Raw genomic sequence first — 21,869 nt, forward strand, 5'->3', positions numbered from 1 at the left:
TCAACAACATTATAACTATTTTTAACCTTATATTTATGCAAAATTTAATCGACCGTTTTATCAGCTACGCTATTATTGATACAGAAGCGGATCCAAATTCGAATACCACACCAAGTTCAAAAAAACAACACGTTCTAGCTGATTTATTGGTAAAAGAATTAAATGAAATTGGCATGACCGACGTTTCTAAAGATGCTAACGGTTATGTAATGGGAACTTTAGAAAGCAATGTAGAACATGAAGTTCCTACCATTGGTTTTGTTTCCCATTTTGACACAACTCCTGATTTTACAGGATTAAATGTAAAACCACAAATCGTTGCGAATTATGACGGTGGCGATATTATTTTGAATGCAGCACAAAACATCGTGCTTTCTCCAAATTATTTTGAAGATTTATTGATGTACAAAGGGCAAACCATTATCACTACAGATGGAACAACGCTTTTAGGTGCAGATGATAAAGCGGGATTGACAGAAATTGTTTCAGCGATGGAACATTTAATTAAAAATCCACAAATCAAACACGGAAAAATTAGAGTTTGCTTTACTCCCGACGAAGAAATTGGCCGAGGAGCTGATTTATTGGATGTAGAAAAATTTGGTGCAAAATGGGCTTATACCATGGACGGAAGCCAAGTAGGTGAATTGGAGTACGAAAATTTTAATGCTGCTGGAGCCAAATTGACTTTCAAAGGAAAAAGCGTTCATCCAGGTTATGCCAAAGGTAAAATGATCAACTCGATGTTACTTGCCAACAAGTTCGTCAGTAAATTACCAAAAGGAGAAACACCAGAACAAACTGCTGGTTATGAAGGATTTTTTCACGTTCATCATCTTGACGGTAGTTTGGAAGAAACAGTGGTTCAATTAATCATTCGTGATTTTGATGCAAAAAGCTTTGAAAAAAGAAAGAAAACCGTTCAGAAATTAGCCGATAAGATCAATGAAAAATACGCAAAGCAGTTTGGCGAGAACATTGTGGATGTAGAAATTACAGACCAATACTTTAACATGCGCGAAAAAGTAGAGCCTGTAAAATACATTGTAGATTTGGCTGAAATGGCTATGAAAGATTTGGGTATCAAACCGCTTATTAAACCAATTCGTGGAGGAACAGACGGTTCTAAATTGTCTTACATGGGATTGCCTTGTCCTAATATCTTTGCAGGTGGACATAACTTCCACGGAAAATACGAATATCTTCCAGCAGAAAGTATGCAAAAAGCAATTGATGTGATTATCAGAATTGCAGAACTGACCGCTTCAACTGATTTGGAAGCTTTACAAGCCAACAGCAAATTGGACGAGAAATCTTCAAAAGACAAAAAGTCCAAAGGCAAAAAAGATAAGAAAACGAAAAGTGAAAAGAAAGATAAAAAATCAAAAAATAAAAAGAAGTCAAAAAAAATGATTTTGAAAAAGAAATAGTTTATCCTATAATTTTAATGCATTTAGCGTGAAGGTCTTAAAATCTTTGCGCTATTTTTTTGATATAATAATAAGAATTCAAAAGTGTAGATTACAAGTGCTTTTCTATAAAATTTCTTACATTAGCTGAAATAATCATGTCATGGATAAGTTAGATCTAAAAATTCTGAACATTTTACAGAGAAACAGCAACATTCCGGTTAAGGAAATCGCTGCTCAAATTGGTTTATCCTATTCGCCAACCTACGAACGCATCCGTGTGTTGGAAGATACGGGTGTGATAAAGTCACGAGTGGTAATTTTAGATCCTAAGAAAGTGGGTATCAAACTTTTTGTGTATTGTAACATCACTTTAAAAGAACAATCCATTCAGTTTTTAAAAGATTTTGAAAAATCGGTGATGCAAATTCCAGAGATTATGGAAGTCAGTAGTTTATCGGGATCTTACGATTACATGATAAAAGTAGCCACAACAGATATTGAAACGTATAATGACTTTGTTATTACTAAAATAGCCAGCATCCCCAACATTGGTCAGTACCACAGTAATATTGTGATGAGCATGGTTAAGGATGAAACGGCTTACTTTATTGAAGAAGAGTAAATTACTCTAAAATTTTCGAAATCCTTTTGTTGAAAACTGCAGCGATTTCTTCGTTGCACAAATTACCAATACTTCCTTGATGGGTGTGATTTACAATCATTTGACTGTCAAAAGCATCGTCTTCAATTAATTGTGCGACTTGCTTGTATGCTTCTCTAAACGGAATGCCAGACAACGTTAATTCATTCACTTTCTCGACGGTGAATAAATTTTTGTACATCTCATCTTTCAAGATATCTTTTTTAATTACAATGTTTTCAAGCATTAAAACGGTCAGTTCCAGGCAGTCTTTAAAATCAATTAGAGCAGGAAACAAACATTCCTTTGTCAATTGCATATCTCGGTGATAACCGGAAGGCAAGTTATTAATGAGTAATGTCAACTCATTAGGCAATGATTGAATTCTGTTACACTTTGCCCGAATTAATTCAAACACATCTGGATTTTTTTTGTGAGGCATAATGCTGCTACCTGTTGTCAATTCTTGTGGAAATGTAATAAATCCAAAATTTTGATTCATGTACAAACACACATCCATAGAAAATTTAGAAAGTGTTGCAGCAATTCCCGCTATAGCAACAGCTGTTATTTTCTCTGTTTTTCCTCGAGTCATTTGCGCATAAACTACATTATAGTTCAAACCTTCAAATCCTAAAACTTTGGTTGTTTTTTGTCGGTCCAGAGGAAAGGAAGATCCGTAACCAGCTCCTGAGCCCAGAGGATTTTTATTGGTAACATTATAGGCAGCAATCAACAACTCTAAATCATCACTCAAACTTTCTGCATACGCTCCAAACCACAGTCCGAAAGAGGAAGGCATAGCAATTTGCATGTGCGTGTAACCCGGCATTAATTCGGATTTATGCTCATTGCTTAAAGAGATGAGTTGATCAAAAAGGTGCTTTGTTAGCGACGCAATTGCTTCAATCTCCTTCTTTATAAACAGTTTAATATCTACTAAAGATTGATCATTTCTAGATCTTCCGCTGTGAATTTTTTTGCCTACATCACCTAAAGTTTGGGTTAGGAGGATTTCTATTTGTGAGTGCACGTCTTCCACACCTGCTTCAATTGCAAAGGAACCGTTCTTTATAGAATCTAAAATAGTATGTAATTCTGATTTTAATTCTAAGAATTCATTTTGTGTGAGTAAATCAATTGATGCTAACATTTCGGCATGCGCCATAGAGCCCAAGACATCGGCTTCCGCCAAATATAAATCCCATTGCTTATCACTTCCAATGGTAAACGTTTCAATTTTAGATTGTAAATCGGATAGCGCACTTACTGTTTCTTTTTGCCAAAGTTTTTTCATAATCGGTTGAATGTATTTAGTAATTTGATGTAAAGTGCAATGCCATCATAGATTTCGTCTACGAAAATAAATTCGTCAGCCGAGTGTGAGCGTGCTGAATCTCCAGGTCCCATTTTAAAAGTTGAAAAAGCCATTAAAGCCTGATCTGACGTGGTGGGCGAACCGTATAATTTGCAGTTTAAGTCGTTCCCAATTTGCACCAGTGGATGATCTGAAGGAACAGATGACGGATTGAGTCGAACGGAACGGGGTTTAATTTCCGCCGAAACATGCTGCCGAATCACTTGTAGGACTTCCTCGTTATTGTAAGAATCTGTAGTTCTAATATCTACAATAAACTGACACTTTTCAGGTACAATATTGTGTTGCAATCCTGCTTGAATCATCGTAACGGACATTTTAACGGATCCCAAAGCTTCTGAAACAATTGGAAATTTATAATTTTTAAACCACTGAATGTCTTTTAACGCCTTATAGATTGCATTTTCGCCTTCTTCTCGTGCAGCGTGTCCCGTCTTGCCGTGAGCTACACAATCTATGACCAGCAACCCTTTTTCTGCGATGGCGATATCCATTTTTGTAGGTTCGCCCACAATTCCAAAAGAAATGGCACCCAAATGAGGCAATAATAGCTCAACACCATTTTTTCCTGAAATTTCTTCTTCTGCCGTTGCCGCTATAATGAGATTGAATTTTAAATCTTCCCTTTCGTAGAAATGTAGAAAGCACGAAATCAGTGCTACTAAAGGGCCTCCGGCATCGTTGCTACCCAGACCGTACAATTTGCCGTCTTCGATAACAGGTTCAAAAGGATCTCTGGTATATTGACTATTGGGTTTTACGGTATCGTGGTGTGAATTTAGTAGAATGCTTGGTTTTGAGGCATCAAAATGTTTATTTTTTGCCCATATATTGTTGCATAAGCGCTGTGTAATAACTTTTTTACTAGCAAAAAAAGATTCAATTAAAGTGGCTGTTTTATCCTCGGTTGTGCTGAAAGATTCTATAGCAATTAATTGTTTTAGCAACGCTAACGCTTCACTGTTTAAGGTAGTCATGATGATATAATTTGAGTACCAATTAAATTTTTATCTACTGAAGAAAGATTTTGAGCATGGCAAATGCTAACGTTTTTAACGTTTTTTTCAAGCGCTTCAAAGGCATTATCTAACTTGGGAATCATGCCTTTTGTAATTTTTTCTTCTTGCTTTAATTGCTCGTATTTCGTTTTGTTTAATTTTGGTAAATAGGAATAGTCATCGTCTACATTACTTAAAACGCCATTTTTTTCGAAACAGTACGTCAACGAAACCGTGTATTTCTGAGCAAGTGCTGATGCAATTTTCGACGCCATCGTGTCAGCATTCGTATTTAGTAAATTTCCATCGCCATCGTGTGTGATCGCACAAATAACTGGTGTTAAACCAGCGTGTAAAAGGTGTTCAAATTGTGTAACATTTACTCCCGTTTCAGAAATATCGCCTACATAACCAAAATCAATTGAGGGATGAATTCGCTTCGTACTTTTTACTAAATTTCCATCAGCACCACTAAAACCAACAGCGTTGCAATTTTGCGCTTGCAGTTTTGCCACGATATTTTTATTTATTAGTCCGGCATATACCATTACGGCAACATCTAGCGTTTCTGCATCTGTAATGCGACGTCCGTCAACCATTGTTTGTTTAATGTGAAGCGAATTCGCCAGATTTGTAGCTTGTTTTCCGCCACCATGCACTACTATTTTAAGTCCGTCAATTAAATGAAAGTCAGATAGAAATTTCGTCAGCGCTTGGGAATCATCAATGATATTTCCTCCTGTTTTTATGACATGTAGCTTTTTCATACTTAGAAATTTGCTTCCAAAATTTTCTTCAAAACGACTTGTGCGGCATAAATTCTGTTTTCTGCTTGCTGCAAAACCAGCGCGTTATCTCCATCTAATAGTTCATCTGAAACTTCTAGATTTCGTCTTACAGGGAGGCAATGCATAATTTTCCCACCATTGGTTGTTTCCATCTTTTCATCAGTAAGCATCCAATCGTCGTGACCTACAGCCACTTTTCCGTAATCCTTATAAGAGGACCAGTTTTTAACATAAACAAAATCAGCATCTTGTAATGCTTTTTCTTGATCGTATTCTACCGTAGCGCCATTGGTAAATTCTTCGCTTAGTTCGAATCCTTCAGGATGCGTGATTGTTAAATCATACCCGGCTTTTAAAACCCACTGTGAAAATGAATTTGCTACCACTTGAGGTAATGCTTTTATATGAGGCGCCCAAGTCAACACAATCTTGGGTTTATCTGTTTTTTTATGTTCTTGAATTGTGATTAAATCTGCCAAACTTTGCAGCGGATGCAATGTGGCCGACTCTAAACTTACAATTGGCTTGTTTGAAAATTTAATAAATTGTTGCAAAACCATTTCGCTATAATCGGCAGTTCTGTCTTGTAAAGAAGGAAAACATCGAATAGCAATAATGTCACAATATACTCCAATTACAGCCGCTGCATCTTTAACATGCTCCACCGATGTGCCGTTCATTACCGTTCCATCTTCATATTCAAGAGCCCAACCTTCACTGCCAATATTCATTACCATGACTTGCAACCCCAAATTCATAGCTGCCTTTTGCGTGCTCAAACGCGTACGCAAACTTGAATTGAAAAATAATAAGCCAATGGTTCTGTTTTTCCCCAATTCTGGAAAATTATATGGATTTTGCTTTACTTGTAAAGCTTCTTGTACTAATTGGTGTGGATTGACACTATCGTGAGCAGATATAAAATGTTTCATGACGTAATTTAATTTAAAGAGTGTTCTAAAGCAGTTACAAAAGCATCAATTTGCTCCTTTGTTACGGCTAATGATGGCAAGATTCGAAGTACATTTTTATTGGATGAAGCACCAGTAAATATGGAATGATTAAACAAAATTTTCTTTCTTGTTTCGGCACAGGGTTCAAATAGTTCAATACCAATCATCAATCCTTCGCCACGCACTTCTTTTATTTTTGAAAAGGAAGTAAGTTTAGATTTCAAATAAGCACCTTGCTTCAACGCGTTTTGTATTAAATTCTCTTCCTCAATGATGTCCAATACAGCGATTCCTGCGGCACAAGCCAAATAATTGCCTCCAAAAGTGTTTCCTAGTGATTCTTTGACCGCTTTAAATGCAGGGGAAATTAACAAACCGCCAATTGGAAAACCATTTCCCATCCCTTTGGCCACAGTGATTATATCGGGTTTTATGTTTGCATATTGGTGAGCAAAAAATTTTCCAGTTCGACCGTATCCCGATTGAATTTCATCTAAAATTAACACAACACCGCTTTCAGTGCAAAGTGCTCTTAATTTTTGTAAAAAATCTGTATTGGGAATATTTATTCCACCCACTCCTTGTATTCCTTCAATTATCACGGCACAAATGGTTTCGTTGATCTCTTTTCTTATGGCTTCAAAATCATTGATTGGTAAAAAGGTGATGTTTTCGTTTTGATTTACAGCAGCAACAATTTTCGGATTGTCTGTTGCGGCAACGGCCAGCGAAGTTCTTCCGTGAAAGCCCGACTTGAAGGCGATGATTTTTTTTCTTCCGTTTTGAAAAGATGCCAACTTAAATGCATTTTCATTAGCTTCGGCTCCAGAGTTACATAAGAATAAGTCGTAGTCATCGTATCCTGACAAACGACCCAATTTTTTGGCCAATTCATTTTGCAAATTAATAACTACAGAGTTGGAGTAAAAAGCAATAGCATTTAATTGTTTCGTAATCGAACTTACGTATTTAGGATGACTGTGACCTACAGATATAACTGCATGGCCGCCATATAAGTCCAAATATTTCTTTCCGTTTAAGTCCCACAAATCAGCACCGCTCGCTTTTGTAATTTCAATATCAAAAACAGAATATACGTCAAATGATTTCATCAATTATTAATTTAGGTGTTTTAAAATGCCGAAGCTTTTAATTGTAATCCTGCTTTTTCGTCAAAACCGAACATCAAATTCATATTTTGTACGGCCTGCCCTGAGGCTCCTTTTAATAAATTGTCAATTACACTTACAATGAGGAGTTGCTCTTTGTATTTCTCTATATAAAGCACACATTTGTTGGTGTTTACTACTTGCTTTAAATCAATTGCTTTATCACTTACATGAACAAAGGGATGATCTCTATAATAAGCTGCGTAAGTGTTTTTTAACGCTTCGATTGAAAGCGAAGTGGTTAAAGTGACGCACGCCATAATACCTCTCGTAAATGTGCCACGTTGCGGAATAAAAAGCATGTCAGCAGAAAATGACGCTTGCAGAAAAGTCAAACTTTTATTGATTTCGGCTAAATGCTGGTGTTCAAAAGGCTTGTAGACCGAAGCATTATTTTGCCTCCAAGTAAAATGCGAACTACTACTTAGTCTTTGTCCAACGCCTGTTGAGCCGGTTGTAGCATTGATTTGAATTCCTTTTGGCAATTTATTTTCTGAAGCCAACGGCAATAAAGCCAATTGAATTGCTGTGGCAAAACAACCGGGGTTTGCTACATTATGCGCTTTTTTTATTTGCTCTTTGTTCAGTTCTGGTAAACCGTATACAAACGGTCGACTTTGCTCAGAATTCAATCTAAAATCTTGACTCAAGTCGATTACTTTGACCTTCTTGCTAATTGAATCAACTCGTTTAATAGATTCTCCATGACCCAAACATAAAAAAACTACATCTACGGACTCGTCTGTTGCATTTACAAACTTCAGATCGGTATCACCTAAGAGATCTGTGTGCACTTCATACACGAAATTTCCCGCATTGCTGTTGCTGTGAATGTATCCAATTTCGACAAATGGATGATTGATTAGCAACCGAATCAGCTCTCCGCCTGTATAACCAGCTCCACCTAAAATTCCAACTTTACATTTTTTCATCGCTTAGATTTTTATTTACTTGATGATAAATTGCAGTTTGGTTTCCAAATATCTTTGTAAAACCTTTCACGTCATTTCCTGTCCAACTGTTATTCATTTCGCCATAAGAGCCAAATTCCGCAGCCATTAAATCATGTTTGCTTTCAATTCCATTGAGTACAAAGCGGTGCGGAAAAAGCGTAACGTGCACTTTTCCAGTTACGGTTTTCTGTGTACTTATAAAAAACGCTTCCATATCGCGCATAGTAGGATCTAACATTTGGCCTTCATGCAGCCAATTTCCGTAGAAGGAAGCTTGCTGCTCTTTCCAATACAATTGCCATTTCGTGAGCACATGCTTTTCTAATAAGTGGTGCGCTTTAATTATGATAATTGGTGCAGCAGCTTCAAAACCTACTCGGCCTTTAATCCCAATAATGGTATCGCCAACGTGGATGTCTCTTCCGATGCCAAAAGGTTGTGCCATATTTTGTAAATATTCGATAGCTTCAACTGGATGATTAAATTTTAAATTATCGATTCCTATTATTTCCCCTTTTTCAAAATGCAGTATTAAGTCCTTTTGGTTGGTCTCAGTAATTTTTGTGGGCCATGCTTCTTCAGGTAAATTGTGAGTTGAAGTCAATGTTTCCTTTCCACCAACAGAGGTTCCCCAAAGGCCTTTGTTGATACTGTAAGTTGCTTTCGCAAAATCATATTCTGCATTATGCGCTCTTAAAAATGAAATTTCTGCTTCTCTACTTAGTTTTTCATCTCTAATTGGCGTTACGATATTTACTTCGGGCATTAAATGACTAAATATCATATCAAATCTAATTTGGTCATTTCCTGCACCTGTACTTCCGTGAGCAATGGTGGTGATGTTTACTTCTTTTGCATATTCAACAATAGAAATCGCTTGAATAATTCGTTCGGCACTAACACTTAATGGATATGTTCCATTTTTTAAAATATTTCCAAAAATCAAATACTTAATGCAATCATCATAATATTTTTTTCTGACATCAATGCATTTAAAAGAGGTTACGCCTATTGCGTAGGCTTTCTTCTCCAATTCCAACACATCTTCGTCCGTAAATGCACCTGTGTTTATAGTAACGGCATGCACTTCATAATTTTTTATTTTATTCAGCATTACTGCACAATATGTTGTGTCTAGACCTCCACTGTAGGCTACAATTATTTTATCTTTTGCTTCCATTTTTGATTTTCAATTATTTGAAGTTTCATATGCTCTTTTATTTTGGCTAACCGCTTTAAGAAAGTTGTAAACTTTGACTCTAACGTTATATCAGTTGATACTATTACCTTGTTTTTTGCAGGATTGTCACTGCAAATCATTGCTGTGCACAAACAATTTTTAAAGTCTTTACTTGTTAGAATAGAATAGTTTACGCAACTCTTGCAGCCGTTCCAGAACTGTTCGTCTGTAGTTAACTCAGAGTAGGTAACAGGTTTGTAGCCCAATTCAGAATTTATTTTCATCACTGCTAAACCGGTAGTTAGACCAAAAATTTTTGAATTCGGATATTTTGTTCGGGAAAGAAGCAGTACTTGTTCTTTGATTAATTTGGCCAAACCTAAATTTCTGAAAGGTGGCGCTATGATCAGACCTGAATTCGCCACATATTCACCCGATTGCCACGTTTCGATATAGCAAAATCCCGCCCATTTCTTTTTTGAATCGAAAGCAATAATCGCTTTTCCTTCCATCATTTTCTGCTGGATGTATTCTGGCGTTCGCTTGGCAATACCCGTACCTCTAACTTGTGCAGATGCCTGCATTTCTTGAACAATCGTGTTGGCATATTCTAAATGATTCTCGCCAGCAAGGATTACTAAAAATTTATCCACCCTTAAATATTTTGCACAAAGATAGATTATAAAGATATATCATCTGCAAAATAAAATTAAAAAAGATATATATTCTTATGAAGATCTTTTAATCGGACGAATTATTTGTAATTCCCATTGGATGACGCAATAAAATTGCTATTGGTCATTATGATAAATAATTGATTATCCGTTAATTGTCTATTCATCATTTATTTCGCTTGTTGTTTCTATAAAATGCAAAAACACAGAACAAGTGGAAAAAAAACAATTGTGATAAAAACTTATCTATAAATACTTTGTTTTAAGACAAAAAAAAAGTGCTGTATAATACAATACAGCACTTTTTAGAAAACGATTAAAAGTTTAAACCTTACCTTCTTTAATTTCCTCTACAATTTCAGGATTCAATAAAGTACTAGTATCGCCAAAATTAGAGAAGTCACCTTCTGCTATCTTACGTAAAATGCGTCGCATAATTTTACCAGAACGCGTTTTTGGCAATGCCGAAACAAACTGAATTTTATCCAATTTTGCAATCGGTCCGATTTGGTTGGAAATCATTTCGTTAATCTCTTTTTCAAGGTTATTACGATCTCGGTATTCACCCGCTTCTTTTAAAATTACGTATCCGTAAAGTGCACTTCCTTTAATTTCGTGTGGAAATCCAACAATCGCAGACTCGGCTACAGCAGGATGTTCGTTAATAGCATCTTCAATTGGAGCTGTTCCTAAATTATGTCCAGAAACAATAACTACGTCATCTACGCGACCCGTAATTCTATAATAGCCAACTTCATCTCGTAGAGCACCATCTCCTGTAAAATATTTTCCAGGAAAAGCAGTAAAGTACGTTTCTTTATAACGCTGGTGATCGCCCCAAATGGTTCGAGCAATTCCAGGCCATGGAAATTTTATACACAAACTTCCTACTACTTGATTTCCTTCAATTTCATTGCGACGATCGTCCATTAAAACCGGCTGAATTCCCGGTAATGGTAAAGTGGCATACGTTGGTTTTGTTGGCGTTACAAAAGGAATTGGCGAAAGCATGATTCCACCCGTTTCGGTTTGCCACCAAGTATCAACTAAAGGACAACGTTTTCCTCCTACGTGGTCGTTGTACCAGTGCCACGCTTCCTCATTAATGGGTTCGCCAACGGAGCCGATGACTTTAAGGGATGACAATGGAAAACGTTCTACGAAATCTAAACTTTCTTTTGCTAATGATCTGATCGCTGTTGGAGCCGTATAAAATTGACTTACTTTATGTTTTTCAATCACTTCCCAGAATCTACTGAAGTCTGGATAAGAAGGAACGCCTTCAAAAATAACGGTTGTCGCACCATTTAAAAGCGGACCGTATAAAATGTACGAATGTCCCGTAATCCAGCCAATATCTGCAGTACACCAATACACATCATTTTCTTCATAATTAAAGACATTTTTAAATGTATAAGCCGTATAAACCATATATCCTGCCGTAGTATGAACCATACCTTTAGGTTTTCCGGTAGATCCTGACGTGTATAAAATGAATAAAGGATCCTCAGCATCCATGATTTCGGCCACGTTATTATCAGATGCTTGGTCTAATAAAGGCTGTAGCCACATATCTCTATCTTCCACCATTTTAATTTCAGCATTAATTCTCTTTGCAACCAATACTTTGGTAACTGATGGACAATTGGTCAGTGCTTCATCAATAATTCCTTTCAGGTCAATGGTTTTGTTTCCGCGAAAACCTCCGTCCGAAGTAATAACCATTTTACAGTCCGAATCATTGATTCTCGCTGCCACAGCACTTGAAGAAAACCCTGCAAAGACCACAGAATGAATTGCACCAATACGAGCACAAGCTAAAATGGAAACCGCTAATTCTGGAATCATTGGTAAATAAATACAAACACGGTCTCCTTTTTTAATACCTTGCTCCTTCAGGACATTTGCCATTTTACAAACCCGTTGGTGCAAATCATTATATGTAATATGTTCCGCGGCTTCTTTTGGGTCGTTAGGTTCAAAAATGATTGCAGTCTTCTCGCCTCTTTTGGACAAATGACGGTCAATACAATTTTTAACGATGTTAACTTTTGCACCGCTAAACCACTTAATTTCAGCTTCTGCCATATCAAATTCCACTACTTTATCCCATTCTTGGTACCAAGTAAAATTTTCAGAAGCAATTTTGCCCCAAAATTTTCTCGGCTCGCGGATGGATTTATTGTAATGTTTGAAATATTGTTCTAAATTTTTAACTTGATAATAACTCATAATCGTATGTTTTAATTATTTTGGTCTTCTTATTCTATTTTATAAACTATTCTGCTACTTTTCCCACTTTTGCATTTTCAAATGCCAATCGGATTTCATCGATAATTGCTTCGTCATCAATGGTGGAAGGAATTTGGAAATTTTCGCCATCGGCAATACTTCGCATCAGTTTCCGAAGTGTTTTTCCGGAACGAGTTTTAGGCAATCGGTCTACCACAATTACATTTCGCAACGACGCAACCGCACCAATTTGAGCGCGAACCAATTGGACCACTTCATATTCCAATTGAAAACGCTCCATGTCATTTCCTGCCTTAATTACTGCCAAAGCTACGGGAATTTGTCCTTTTAACGCGTCATTAATTCCAATAACTGCACATTCGGCAACGGCTTGATGTGATGAAACAATTTCTTCCATCTCTGCTGTTGATAATCGGTGTCCGGCTACATTTATCACATCATCTACTCTTCCTGTAATAAAAACATAGCCGTCATCATCCACAAACCCACCATCTCCTGACAGGTAATAACCGTCAAATTTCTTAAAATAACCCGACTGAAAACGTTCTAAATTGTCCCAAAGTCCAATCATATTTCCGGGTGGCAAAGGCAATTTTATAACTACTAAACCCTCTTGATTTGGTCCCAACTCTTCTCCTTCTTCACTGAATATTTTCAAGTCGTATCCACAAACGGGTTTTGTTGCCGAACCCAATTTGACGTTCATTTGCTCGACACCTAATGGATTAGCCACCATTGGCCAACCTGATTCAGTTTGCCACCAATGATCAATTACGGGAATTGGAATGTGCTGCTGAAACCATTCGATTGTAGCAGAATCACATCTTTCACCTGCTAAAAACTGATTGCGCAAGCAAGATAAGTCGTATTGCTTGATGAATTCGCCGTTTGGATCTTCTTTTTTAATGGCTCTAATTGCGGTTGGAGCTGTAAACATCGTAGACACTTTATGTTCTGATATCATTCTCCAAAACGTACTGGAATCGGGAGTTCGTATTGGTTTTCCCTCAAAAATAATGGTCGTATTTCTGTTTAAGAGCGGTCCGTATAAAATATAGCTGTGTCCAACAGCCCAACCCATATCGGATGCCGACCAAAAAACTTCGCCAGGTGTGGTATTGTAAATGTATTTCATCGAAAATTTTAGCGCAGTTGCGTAACCACCTGTATCCCGAATAATTCCCTTTGGCTTTCCAGTCGTACCCGAAGTGTATAAAATATACAACGGATGATTGGAAGCAACCGGAACATAATCGGCTTCTTCAGAACCGTAAACTAAAGCATCGTAATCCACATCGCGTTTCTTGAACGGAACTCGTGCACCCAATTTTCTGTTGAAAATAACTACTTTTTTAGGCTTGTGTTCTGCCAATTCAATTGCTTCGTCAACTAAGGGTTTGTAGGCAATCAGTCGGTCGATTTCAATTCCAGAAGATGCAGTAATGATACCACGCGGTTTGCAATCGTCAATTCTGATCGCCAATTCGTGTGGTGCAAATCCGCCAAAAACTACAGAATGGATGACTCCAATCCTCGCGCAAGCCAACATGGCAAAGGTGGTTTGCGGAATCATTGGCATGTAAATAATGGCCGTGTGTCCTTTTTTGAAACCCAAGGAAAGTAAACCTCCGGCTAATTTAGCCACTTCTGTTTTGACCTCATTAAACGTATATTTTTTTACCGTTTGCGTCACTGGCGAATCGTAAATAATGGCAATTTCGTCACCAAAACCTTCATTAATATGTTTGTCTATCGTTAAATAAGACATGTTTAACGTGCCATCTTCAAACCAAAGTGGATAGCCGTTTTCGTCCTTTGAAAGTATGTTTGTTGGTTTTGAAAACCATTCAATTTGCTCTGATTGCTCTTGCCAAAATGAAGCAGGATCTTTTATGCTTTGTTCGTAAAATTCATTATACTTATTCATAACTGTATTATTTGGTTGTGTGTTGGTTTGATGTAATTGATTTAATTATATTTTGAAAAATTATTTTATTATTTCATTGACTTGTTCTACTAATTTTTTAACTGAAAAAGGCTTCGTCATGTACAAATCTGCTCCAAGTGCCAATCCTCTTTCAATGTCTTTTTCTTTATTTTTTGCCGAAAGGAAAATGACTTTTGTATGCTCTAAACGCACATCACTTTTTATTTGTTCCAACGTATTGTAACCGTCCACGTTGGGCATCATCACATCCAAAATAATAATATCCGGCAATGCGTTTTTTAAAATATCTAACGCTTCTTGTCCGTCTCTAGCGATGAATACTTCAAAATTATTTTTCTTAAAAGTATATTCTAAAGACATGACAATGTTGGGTTCGTCGTCAACAATTAGGATCTTTTTCATAGGCTATCTTTCACTATTATTTAAGTATTTTTTTGATTTAATCTACTGTATTTAGGAATGGTAAACGTAATTCTTGCTCCCGAATTCACACTGTTTTCCGCCCAAATCCTTCCGTTATGATGTTCTATTATTTTTTTACAAATTGCTAAACCTAAACCACTTCCTACAGGTTTCCTAATGTTTTGATTGGACGACTGATAAAACTTTTCAAACACTGCTTCGAAGTCATTTTCGTCAATTCCTTTGCCATTATCTTCAATAGCAACTTCAATGATTTGCTCCGTTTCTTTAACAAAAATGGCGATTGTTCCATCTTGATTTGGGCAAAATTTTATTGCGTTTGAAAGCAAATTATTCAACACTTGCGTGATGCGATCTTCGTCATAAAATGCTTTAACAATATTCTTTTGAGAAATCAGATCTATAGTTATTTTTTTGTTGTCAATAAGCTGCTGCAATTGATTAATCGTTTCAGAAATAGTGTGGTAAATATTATTTTTAGTTACATAAATTTTCTGCATTCCTGAATCAAATTTTTCTAAATCAAGTATTTTTGTAATCAAACGGTTCAATCGGTCGGATTCTGTAATAATGTTGGATAGAAACTGTTTCTTCATTTCTTCCGGCACGTCATCATTGTCGTGTAAGATTTCTGTCGCTGCACGAATGGCGGTGATTGGCGTCCTTAATTCGTGAGAAATGGTATCTAGAAACTCGTCTTTCTGCTTGTCTTTCAAAATTAAATCGGCATTCGCCTTTTTCAATTGTGCAGTAATGGCATTGAGTTCCTTGGACGTTTCCGTCAGCTTTTTATTGATTAAAATATTCTCTTTTGATTCTTCCAAAATTTTCATTACCTCGGGAAGCGTGATTTTTTCCTCTTTTACCACACTTGAAATCAAGATTTTGGCGGAAGCCGTACCAATATGTCCCGTTAATAAATTCTCGGCAAATTTGATCAATCGTGCATCAGCCAATTCTTCGATTTTTTCAACTTGATATTTTAACCGGAACAGGTTCAAAGCTCGTTTAGTTCGTTCTTCGCCTAAAAACCGATTCAGTACTTTTTGGATATCAGTGGTGTTTGCCGTTCCTTTCCAGATGAAGTTACTTTCATTGGTAGCCATGTATTGGTCAATATCCACGTACATCTCAGCGTAATTTCGTTCTCTATAATTTCCAGTAAAGCTGACAGAAACTGCCAAATACGACATGATATTGAACAACATACTCCAGAATAAAGCTTGAGGAACCGGTTCTAAATAATCAATTCCAAACAATTGAAAAGGTCTCAAAAGTTCTATTCCAAAAAGTCCGTTGGTTATAAAACTGCTATCAAAATCACTAATTCCAATCGCATACGGAATTAATAAAGTATACATACAGAATATAAATCCAATGATCATTCCTGTAATGGCTCCTTTTTTAGAACCTCTTTTCCAAAGAATTGCTCCAAAAAAAGCAGGAGCTAATTGTGCAATAATTACAAATGCAACCATTCCAATCGAGAACAAATTGTATTCTAAAACAAACACTCTATAGATAATATACGAGAGAATTATTAGTGAAAATATGCCGACTTTCCGAATGTTTACAATTTTCTTGTTGTTGGTTTCCTGAAAATCACTTTGCAACCGACCTAGAAATCCGTAAGGAATTAGTAAATTATTACTCAACATGGTAGATAATCCAATGCACGAAACGACAATCATCGAAATTGCCGCAGAAAAACCACCTAAAAACACTAAAACAACAATGAATTGATTATCAAACAATTGCGGAATTAATAATGAGTACGTATCTGAATTCACCGATTGTCCTTCAAAAAGAATATTTCCGCCCCAAGCTACGGGATAAACAAAAATATTGAATAATACTAAATACAACGGGAAAAGCCAAACTGCTGTTTTGATGTGACTTTCACGATTATTCTCCACTACAGACATTTGAAATTGCCTTGGCAAAAGGAAAATGGCAAACAATGATAAAACACATAAAAAGAGCCAATTTATAGCTTGCGGAATTCCACCAATCGTATTTTTCTCCTTGAAATGTTCGAGAATACTTGCTTGTGCATAAATATCGTCAAAACCATCGAATACGAAAAAAGTCACATAAATACCCAACAATAAAAAGAAGAATAATTTCAGCACAGATTCCATCGCCACGGCGGTAACAATGCCTTTTCTTTGTTCAGATGCATCCACATAACGCGTTCCATAATAGGATGCAAAAAGTGCCAAAGCAATGGCTACATAAGTTGTAGTATCACTAAAAATATTGGAATCTCCGGTAGTCTTTGTAACCACATGAAACGTTTCGGCAATGGCTTTTAATTGCAAAGCGATGTAAGGCAAAATTCCGAAAATGCAAATTAGAGTAACTAATGCTCCTAAAAATCGACTGTTTCCATATCGAAGTGAAATAAAATCTGCAATGCTGGAAATCTTATTTATTTTTGAAATCCGAATTATTTTGCGCAAAACAATCATCCAGACTGGTATGATTATAATTGGTCCGATATAGATTGGCAGATAATTTAGCCCAGAGTTCGCGGCAACACCAATACTTCCGTAATACGTCCAAGCGCTACAATATACCGCCAAAGACAAGGTGTATACATAAGGATTATTCACCCATTTTGAATTGGCACGCTTTTCGGCAAAATGTGCTACTCCAAAAAGAAGCGCCAAATATATTGATAATATGACTAGTAAAGCTATGCTACTCATAATATCTTTTTATTACCAATAATGAAATGAGAATTGACACTACACAAAGCGAGAATAAATACACGTAAATCACTGGAATTCCACCTACAGAACTTGCACTGTCAAAGAGCAACAACAGTGGCATGTTGAAGCAAAGCAACAAGGTAATGGTTAAAATGATTAGTTTTTGTTGGTGTCTTTTGTTCATGATTTTTATATGGATTTCAATTAGATAGAAATCAAAATAAAATGGTTAGCAGCTGGCTAAATGTATAAAAAAAATGTGATTCTATAAGGTATAATTCGAAAGATTAAATTCAAAAGCTGCTGCATTGTTTGGAACAATACAGCAGTCTTGAATTACCAACAATTAAATCTATTAATGATCTACTGCTTCTCCCGCACCCGATGGAATTCGGATGTTTTCCACAATATCTTGTACTTCTTGAGGAGGATCTGGCGTGAATGTTTTTATGGTCAATGCTACTGCAAAGTTGGCAAGCATAGCAACCGTTCCAAAACCTTCTGGCGAAATTCCAAACCACCATTTTGCTTCTAAACCAGCCACAGCTTCTTTTCCTCCGTCGAAAATTCCGAATTTGAATTTTAACATGTAGAAAATCATCAATAACATTCCGACAACCATTCCGGCAACCGCTCCTTCTTTATTCATTTTCTTGTAGAAAATTCCTAAAATAATAGCTGGGAAAAATGACGCTGCTGCAAGTCCAAACGCTAATGCGACGACGGCTGCCACAAATCCAGGAGGATTAATACCAAACCAACCTGCAATTACTACAGCAACAGTTGCAGCTCCACGAGCGGCCCATAATTCGCCTTTTTCAGAGATGTTTGGGTTGATCATTTTTTTAATTAAATCATGCGAAACCGATGCAGAAATTACCAATAATAGTCCAGCAGCGGTAGAAAGTGCAGCGGCTAAAGCACCAGCGGCAACTAAAGCTATTACCCAATTTGGTAAATTTGCGATTTCAGGATTTGCCAAAACCATAATATCATTGTCAATGGTCAATTCGTTTCCTGCAAGACCTTTAGCGGCAGCGGCTGCTACAAAAGCTTCGTCTTTGGATTTGTCATTATAATAATTGATTTTACCATCTTTATTTTTGTCATCAAAAGTCAGCAATCCAGTCGTTTCCCATTTTTTGAACCATTCTGGCATGCTTGAATATTCTTTATTACTTACAGTCTCAATTAAATTTACTTTAGCAAAAACCGAAACAGCAGGAGCCGTTGTATATAAAATTGCGATTAAGAACAAAGCCCAACCGGCAGATTTTCTGGCGTCTTTTACCTTTTTCACCGTAAAAAATCTTACAATCACGTGAGGTAATCCAGCTGTTCCAACCATTAATGCTAATGTAATTGCAAAAACATCGATCATGCTTTTCTTACCTGCAGTATATTCTGCGAATCCTAAATCGGTTGAAAGTCCGTTTAATTTATCCAACAAATACACATCTGACCCAGATACTGTTCCACCCATTCCCAATTGCGGGATAGAATGACCTGTAGCTTGAATCGAAATGAAAATTGCAGGAACCATGAAGGCAAAAATCAACACGCAATATTGTGCTACTTGTGTGTAGGTAATCCCTTTCATACCGCCTAAAACTGCATAAAATAAAACGATAATCATTCCGATGATTACACCAGTATTAATTTCAACTTCTAAAAATCTAGAGAACACCAATCCTACACCTCTCATTTGTCCAGCCACGTACGTAAAAGAAACAATCAAAGCACAGAAAACGGCAACGGTCCGCGCTGTTTTTGAATAATAACGATCGCCAATGAAGTCCGGCACCGTAAATTTTCCAAATTTCCTCAAATAAGGCGCTAATAATAAAGCCAATAAAACATATCCTCCAGTCCAACCCATCAGGTAAACAGCGCCATCATAACCCGCAAAAGAAATGATTCCTGCCATTGAGATAAAAGATGCGGCAGACATCCAATCGGCAGCCGTTGCCATTCCGTTTGCTATAGGTCCAACACCTCCGCCGGCTACATAAAATTCTTTTGTAGATCCAGCACGTGCCCAAATTGCAATTCCAATGTAAAGAGCAAAAGTTACTCCTACTATAATGTAGGTCCAAGTTTGTACATCCATTTTGTTTATTTTTTAAAGTTTTAAATCTTGTTTTTTCTAACTATTCTTCGTCGTATCCGTATTTCTTGTCTAGCTTATTCATCAATCGGATGTACACTAAAATCAAAACGACAAACACGTAAATGGATCCTTGTTGTGCAAACCAAAAACCAAGTGGAAATCCTGCTAATTTGATTTCATTCAATTGTTCCACAAATAAAATTCCGGCACCGTAAGAAACGGCAAACCAAATGGCGAGAAGTATAAACACATATTTGATGTTTTCCTTCCAATATGCTGTAGCATTTTCTTGACTCATTTTATGATTTTTTTAAAGTTGATTTATAAATAAATTTGAAGTTGTACAATGAATTCACCTAAATAACTGTCAATATTTTGTGGCGTTGTATAGACCGGTCTTGTAGAATATTGTGCTGTTAATTTAGCATGATGACCGTCTAAAAATAAATTTGTTCCGATATCAAATTGACTGCTTGCTTTTTCCAAAGCATCAAAATTTTTGTACGTATAGGCGGCAAACGGCTGGATTCTCACTTTAGGTTTTTCTTGAGAAGTAGGAAGCAAAACACCTGCTTGTGTGTACCAGATATTTCCAGAACCAATTGCAGGTTGTAAATTTCCCGCACCAGCTAAAGCACGATCACCCGCAAAATTAGGATCTGCAACTCCCACGTTCATAATAGAAATATTTCTTAAGTAATTGGGGCCAAAGTCATAATTATAAAAGACACTGTATGCGGTTAGAGCCATTTTCTTTTCGGGATTGCCAATCGGCATGTCCAAAAATGCATCTGCAGAAAGTAATGTGATATCGTGCTTTTCTATGGCACCTGCAACAGAAGATTTGGTAGCATCAGGTGCGTTATAAAATCCAGCTCCTAGATTAAACACTTTCTTTGTTCCCAAGTACGAACCAACTTTGTAAGGAAGTAGATTGGATTCGCCATCTAAAAATTGGTATTCAAAGTATCCTGCTTTAGACCATTTTGTATTTCCACTGTTGTCCACTGCTACTGCTAAATCAGAAGTTGCAACATCTGTAGGAGTTAGCGTTGTTGCATAAGGTTTATTATAGCTCAAGCGGTATTCAAATTTTCCGTATTTTCCTTTAGCAAATAAACCCATTTGGCGTGCAAACTGGTCCGAATTTTCGATAAGTGGCCAATTGAATGTCGGCGAGTCAACTGCTAAAAAATTTAAAGTCGAAGCCATCGTAAGTCGAGAAAGTCCCATGTAATAGTGCAAACCACCCCCTATAGAAAGGCTGAATTTTTTGTCGGCTTGAGGCAAAACCATCGCGTATTCATTCCACGCATCATGAAAGAAAAGTCCTGGCTTTTTTCCTTGTCCATAACCCCCCGTTCCTGTACTTCCTAAAGCCCCACCGTTGGTAAACGTCTGGTTGTTAACCCCAAAGTGTGTAACAATCATGTAACGTGGTGAAATTTGAGCGTACATTAAAACACGGAGTCTACGATTGCCAATATCCGTGCTAGAACTTGCTTCCTCGCCATTGATCATAGTTCCTGGATTCATTTCGGTAGAACGCAACCAAATTTGATTCCAAGCGATGAGGCGTAAATACTTTGAGCCATCGTCGTTCAATTTGAACTTCAATCCTGCTCCATATTCGGGCGAACCTTGCGAGAAGGCACTTACCGAAAGAAACAAGGCAGCTGCAATTAGATAAATTTGTTTCATAAATATGCTTTTTGGTTTGTGGTTAATGTTTTTCAACACTGCCAAATTGCATAATTGTAATGAAAAAGTAATAATTTAATATATCTAACTGTAAAGTAGTATAGCTAATCCCGGAAACGTTCCCATTTTATAAGCATAAACTTGTCCCCTAACTCCGTAATAATCATACCTGCACCAGATAGTTTTTCCTTGTTTTTTAAGTATTCTATAAGCTCTAAATGATTAAATATCTTGTAAGTAGGATGATAATCGGCATGACTGGGCTTCTTGACATTAAATTCTTTTATCCAATTGCTCACGGTAACGTGGGAAACCCCGATAATACGCTCAATTTCTCTAAAACTCAAGCCTTCTAAATACAGTTGCAATGCTTTAGTGACATAGTAATTATCGATCTTTTTACCTATTTTGTTTACTGTAAAATAGTAATTGCATTTTTTGCACAAATACCTTTGTCTGCCTTTGATGACACCACTTTTTACAATGTTATTGTCTTGGCACTTTGGACATGCTAAAATCTCCATGTATATAAATTTTGCATAAATATACTAAATTAGCAAATATATAATCGAGGA

19 protein-coding genes are annotated in these 21,869 nt (G+C 36.7%); 2 read left to right on the plus strand and 17 right to left on the minus strand.

Going from position 1 to position 21,869, the window contains the following annotated elements:
• Positions 1 to 35 precede the first annotated feature (35 nt).
• Together pepT and H602_RS0114545 are read left to right on the plus strand one after the other, a co-directional pair.
• Entirely contained in the window at positions 36 to 1,430 is a 1,395-nt protein-coding gene (gene pepT / locus H602_RS18960; protein WP_084404266.1) for a peptidase T, read from the plus strand.
• 142 nt (positions 1,431 to 1,572) lie between these two features.
• Positions 1,573 to 2,034, plus strand: a complete 462-nt coding sequence (locus H602_RS0114545; RefSeq protein WP_026978661.1) for an Lrp/AsnC family transcriptional regulator — start codon at positions 1,573 to 1,575, stop codon at positions 2,032 to 2,034.
• A 1-nt stretch (position 2,035) separates the two neighbouring features.
• Here the strand turns inward: H602_RS0114545 and argH are convergent, their stop codons facing one another.
• The 17 genes from argH to H602_RS0114630 form a co-directional block, all read right to left on the minus strand.
• The gene (gene argH / locus H602_RS0114550; RefSeq protein WP_035759742.1) at positions 2,036 to 3,349 is read right to left on the minus strand and encodes an argininosuccinate lyase; all 1,314 of its coding nucleotides are present in this window, start codon (positions 3,347 to 3,349) and stop codon (positions 2,036 to 2,038) included.
• Complete coding sequence (locus H602_RS0114555) at positions 3,346 to 4,407, minus strand: M20 family metallo-hydrolase (protein ID WP_035759745.1); 1,062 nt, start codon at positions 4,405 to 4,407, stop codon at positions 3,346 to 3,348. The genes argH and H602_RS0114555 overlap by 4 nt, the downstream gene beginning before the upstream one ends.
• Positions 4,404 to 5,195 carry an acetylglutamate kinase gene (argB, locus tag H602_RS0114560; protein WP_026978664.1) on the minus strand — a complete coding sequence of 264 codons (792 nt, stop codon included), beginning with the start codon at positions 5,193 to 5,195 and terminating at the stop codon, positions 4,404 to 4,406. Before argB ends, H602_RS0114555 begins: the two co-directional genes overlap by 4 nt.
• Positions 5,196 to 5,197: 2 nt before the next feature.
• Positions 5,198 to 6,148 carry a Rossmann-fold NAD(P)-binding domain-containing protein gene (locus tag H602_RS0114565; RefSeq protein WP_026978665.1) on the minus strand — a complete coding sequence of 317 codons (951 nt, stop codon included), beginning with the start codon at positions 6,146 to 6,148 and terminating at the stop codon, positions 5,198 to 5,200.
• A gap of 8 nt (positions 6,149 to 6,156) precedes the next feature.
• Positions 6,157 to 7,281: an aspartate aminotransferase family protein gene (locus H602_RS0114570; RefSeq protein WP_026978666.1), complete on the minus strand. Its 1,125-nt coding sequence runs from the start codon at positions 7,279 to 7,281 to the stop codon at positions 6,157 to 6,159.
• Positions 7,282 to 7,301: 20 nt separating this feature from the next.
• Positions 7,302 to 8,270 carry an N-acetyl-gamma-glutamyl-phosphate reductase gene (gene argC / locus H602_RS0114575; RefSeq protein ID WP_026978667.1) on the minus strand — a complete coding sequence of 323 codons (969 nt, stop codon included), beginning with the start codon at positions 8,268 to 8,270 and terminating at the stop codon, positions 7,302 to 7,304.
• Entirely contained in the window at positions 8,257 to 9,471 is a 1,215-nt protein-coding gene (locus H602_RS0114580) for an argininosuccinate synthase domain-containing protein (protein WP_026978668.1), read from the minus strand. Before H602_RS0114580 ends, argC begins: the two co-directional genes overlap by 14 nt.
• On the minus strand, positions 9,450 to 10,055 hold the full coding sequence (locus H602_RS0114585) for an N-acetyltransferase (protein ID WP_211224093.1): 606 nt from the start codon (positions 10,053 to 10,055) through the stop codon (positions 9,450 to 9,452). The genes H602_RS0114580 and H602_RS0114585 overlap by 22 nt, the downstream gene beginning before the upstream one ends.
• Before the next feature lie 414 nt (positions 10,056 to 10,469).
• Positions 10,470 to 12,377, minus strand: coding sequence for an acetate--CoA ligase (acs, locus tag H602_RS0114590; protein WP_026978670.1), 1,908 nt, complete (start codon positions 12,375 to 12,377; stop codon positions 10,470 to 10,472).
• 46 nt (positions 12,378 to 12,423) lie between these two features.
• Positions 12,424 to 14,325, minus strand: coding sequence for an AMP-binding protein (locus tag H602_RS0114595; RefSeq protein ID WP_026978671.1), 1,902 nt, complete (start codon positions 14,323 to 14,325; stop codon positions 12,424 to 12,426).
• Positions 14,326 to 14,385: 60 nt separating this feature from the next.
• Positions 14,386 to 14,748: a response regulator transcription factor gene (locus H602_RS0114600; protein WP_026978672.1), complete on the minus strand. Its 363-nt coding sequence runs from the start codon at positions 14,746 to 14,748 to the stop codon at positions 14,386 to 14,388.
• Between the two features lie 20 nt (positions 14,749 to 14,768).
• Entirely contained in the window at positions 14,769 to 17,480 is a 2,712-nt protein-coding gene (locus H602_RS0114605; RefSeq protein WP_035759748.1) for a sensor histidine kinase, read from the minus strand.
• Positions 17,473 to 17,667, minus strand: a complete 195-nt coding sequence (locus H602_RS0114610; protein WP_026978674.1) for a hypothetical protein — start codon at positions 17,665 to 17,667, stop codon at positions 17,473 to 17,475. Before H602_RS0114610 ends, H602_RS0114605 begins: the two co-directional genes overlap by 8 nt.
• A gap of 171 nt (positions 17,668 to 17,838) precedes the next feature.
• Positions 17,839 to 19,593 (minus strand): sodium:solute symporter family protein, encoded by a 1,755-nt coding sequence (locus H602_RS0114615; RefSeq protein WP_026978675.1) that lies wholly within the window; start codon positions 19,591 to 19,593, stop codon positions 17,839 to 17,841.
• A gap of 40 nt (positions 19,594 to 19,633) precedes the next feature.
• Positions 19,634 to 19,891: a DUF4212 domain-containing protein gene (locus H602_RS0114620; RefSeq protein WP_026978676.1), complete on the minus strand. Its 258-nt coding sequence runs from the start codon at positions 19,889 to 19,891 to the stop codon at positions 19,634 to 19,636.
• A gap of 23 nt (positions 19,892 to 19,914) precedes the next feature.
• A complete protein-coding gene (locus tag H602_RS0114625; protein ID WP_026978677.1) occupies positions 19,915 to 21,294 on the minus strand; it encodes a hypothetical protein in 1,380 nt (459 codons plus the stop codon).
• A gap of 104 nt (positions 21,295 to 21,398) precedes the next feature.
• Positions 21,399 to 21,818: an IS1/IS1595 family N-terminal zinc-binding domain-containing protein gene (locus tag H602_RS0114630; RefSeq protein WP_026978678.1), complete on the minus strand. Its 420-nt coding sequence runs from the start codon at positions 21,816 to 21,818 to the stop codon at positions 21,399 to 21,401.
• Positions 21,819 to 21,869: the final 51 nt, after the last annotated feature.

The sequence above is a fragment of the Flavobacterium tegetincola DSM 22377 genome, from assembly GCF_000425485.1.
Classification (GTDB): Bacteria; Bacteroidota; Bacteroidia; order Flavobacteriales; family Flavobacteriaceae; genus Flavobacterium; species Flavobacterium tegetincola.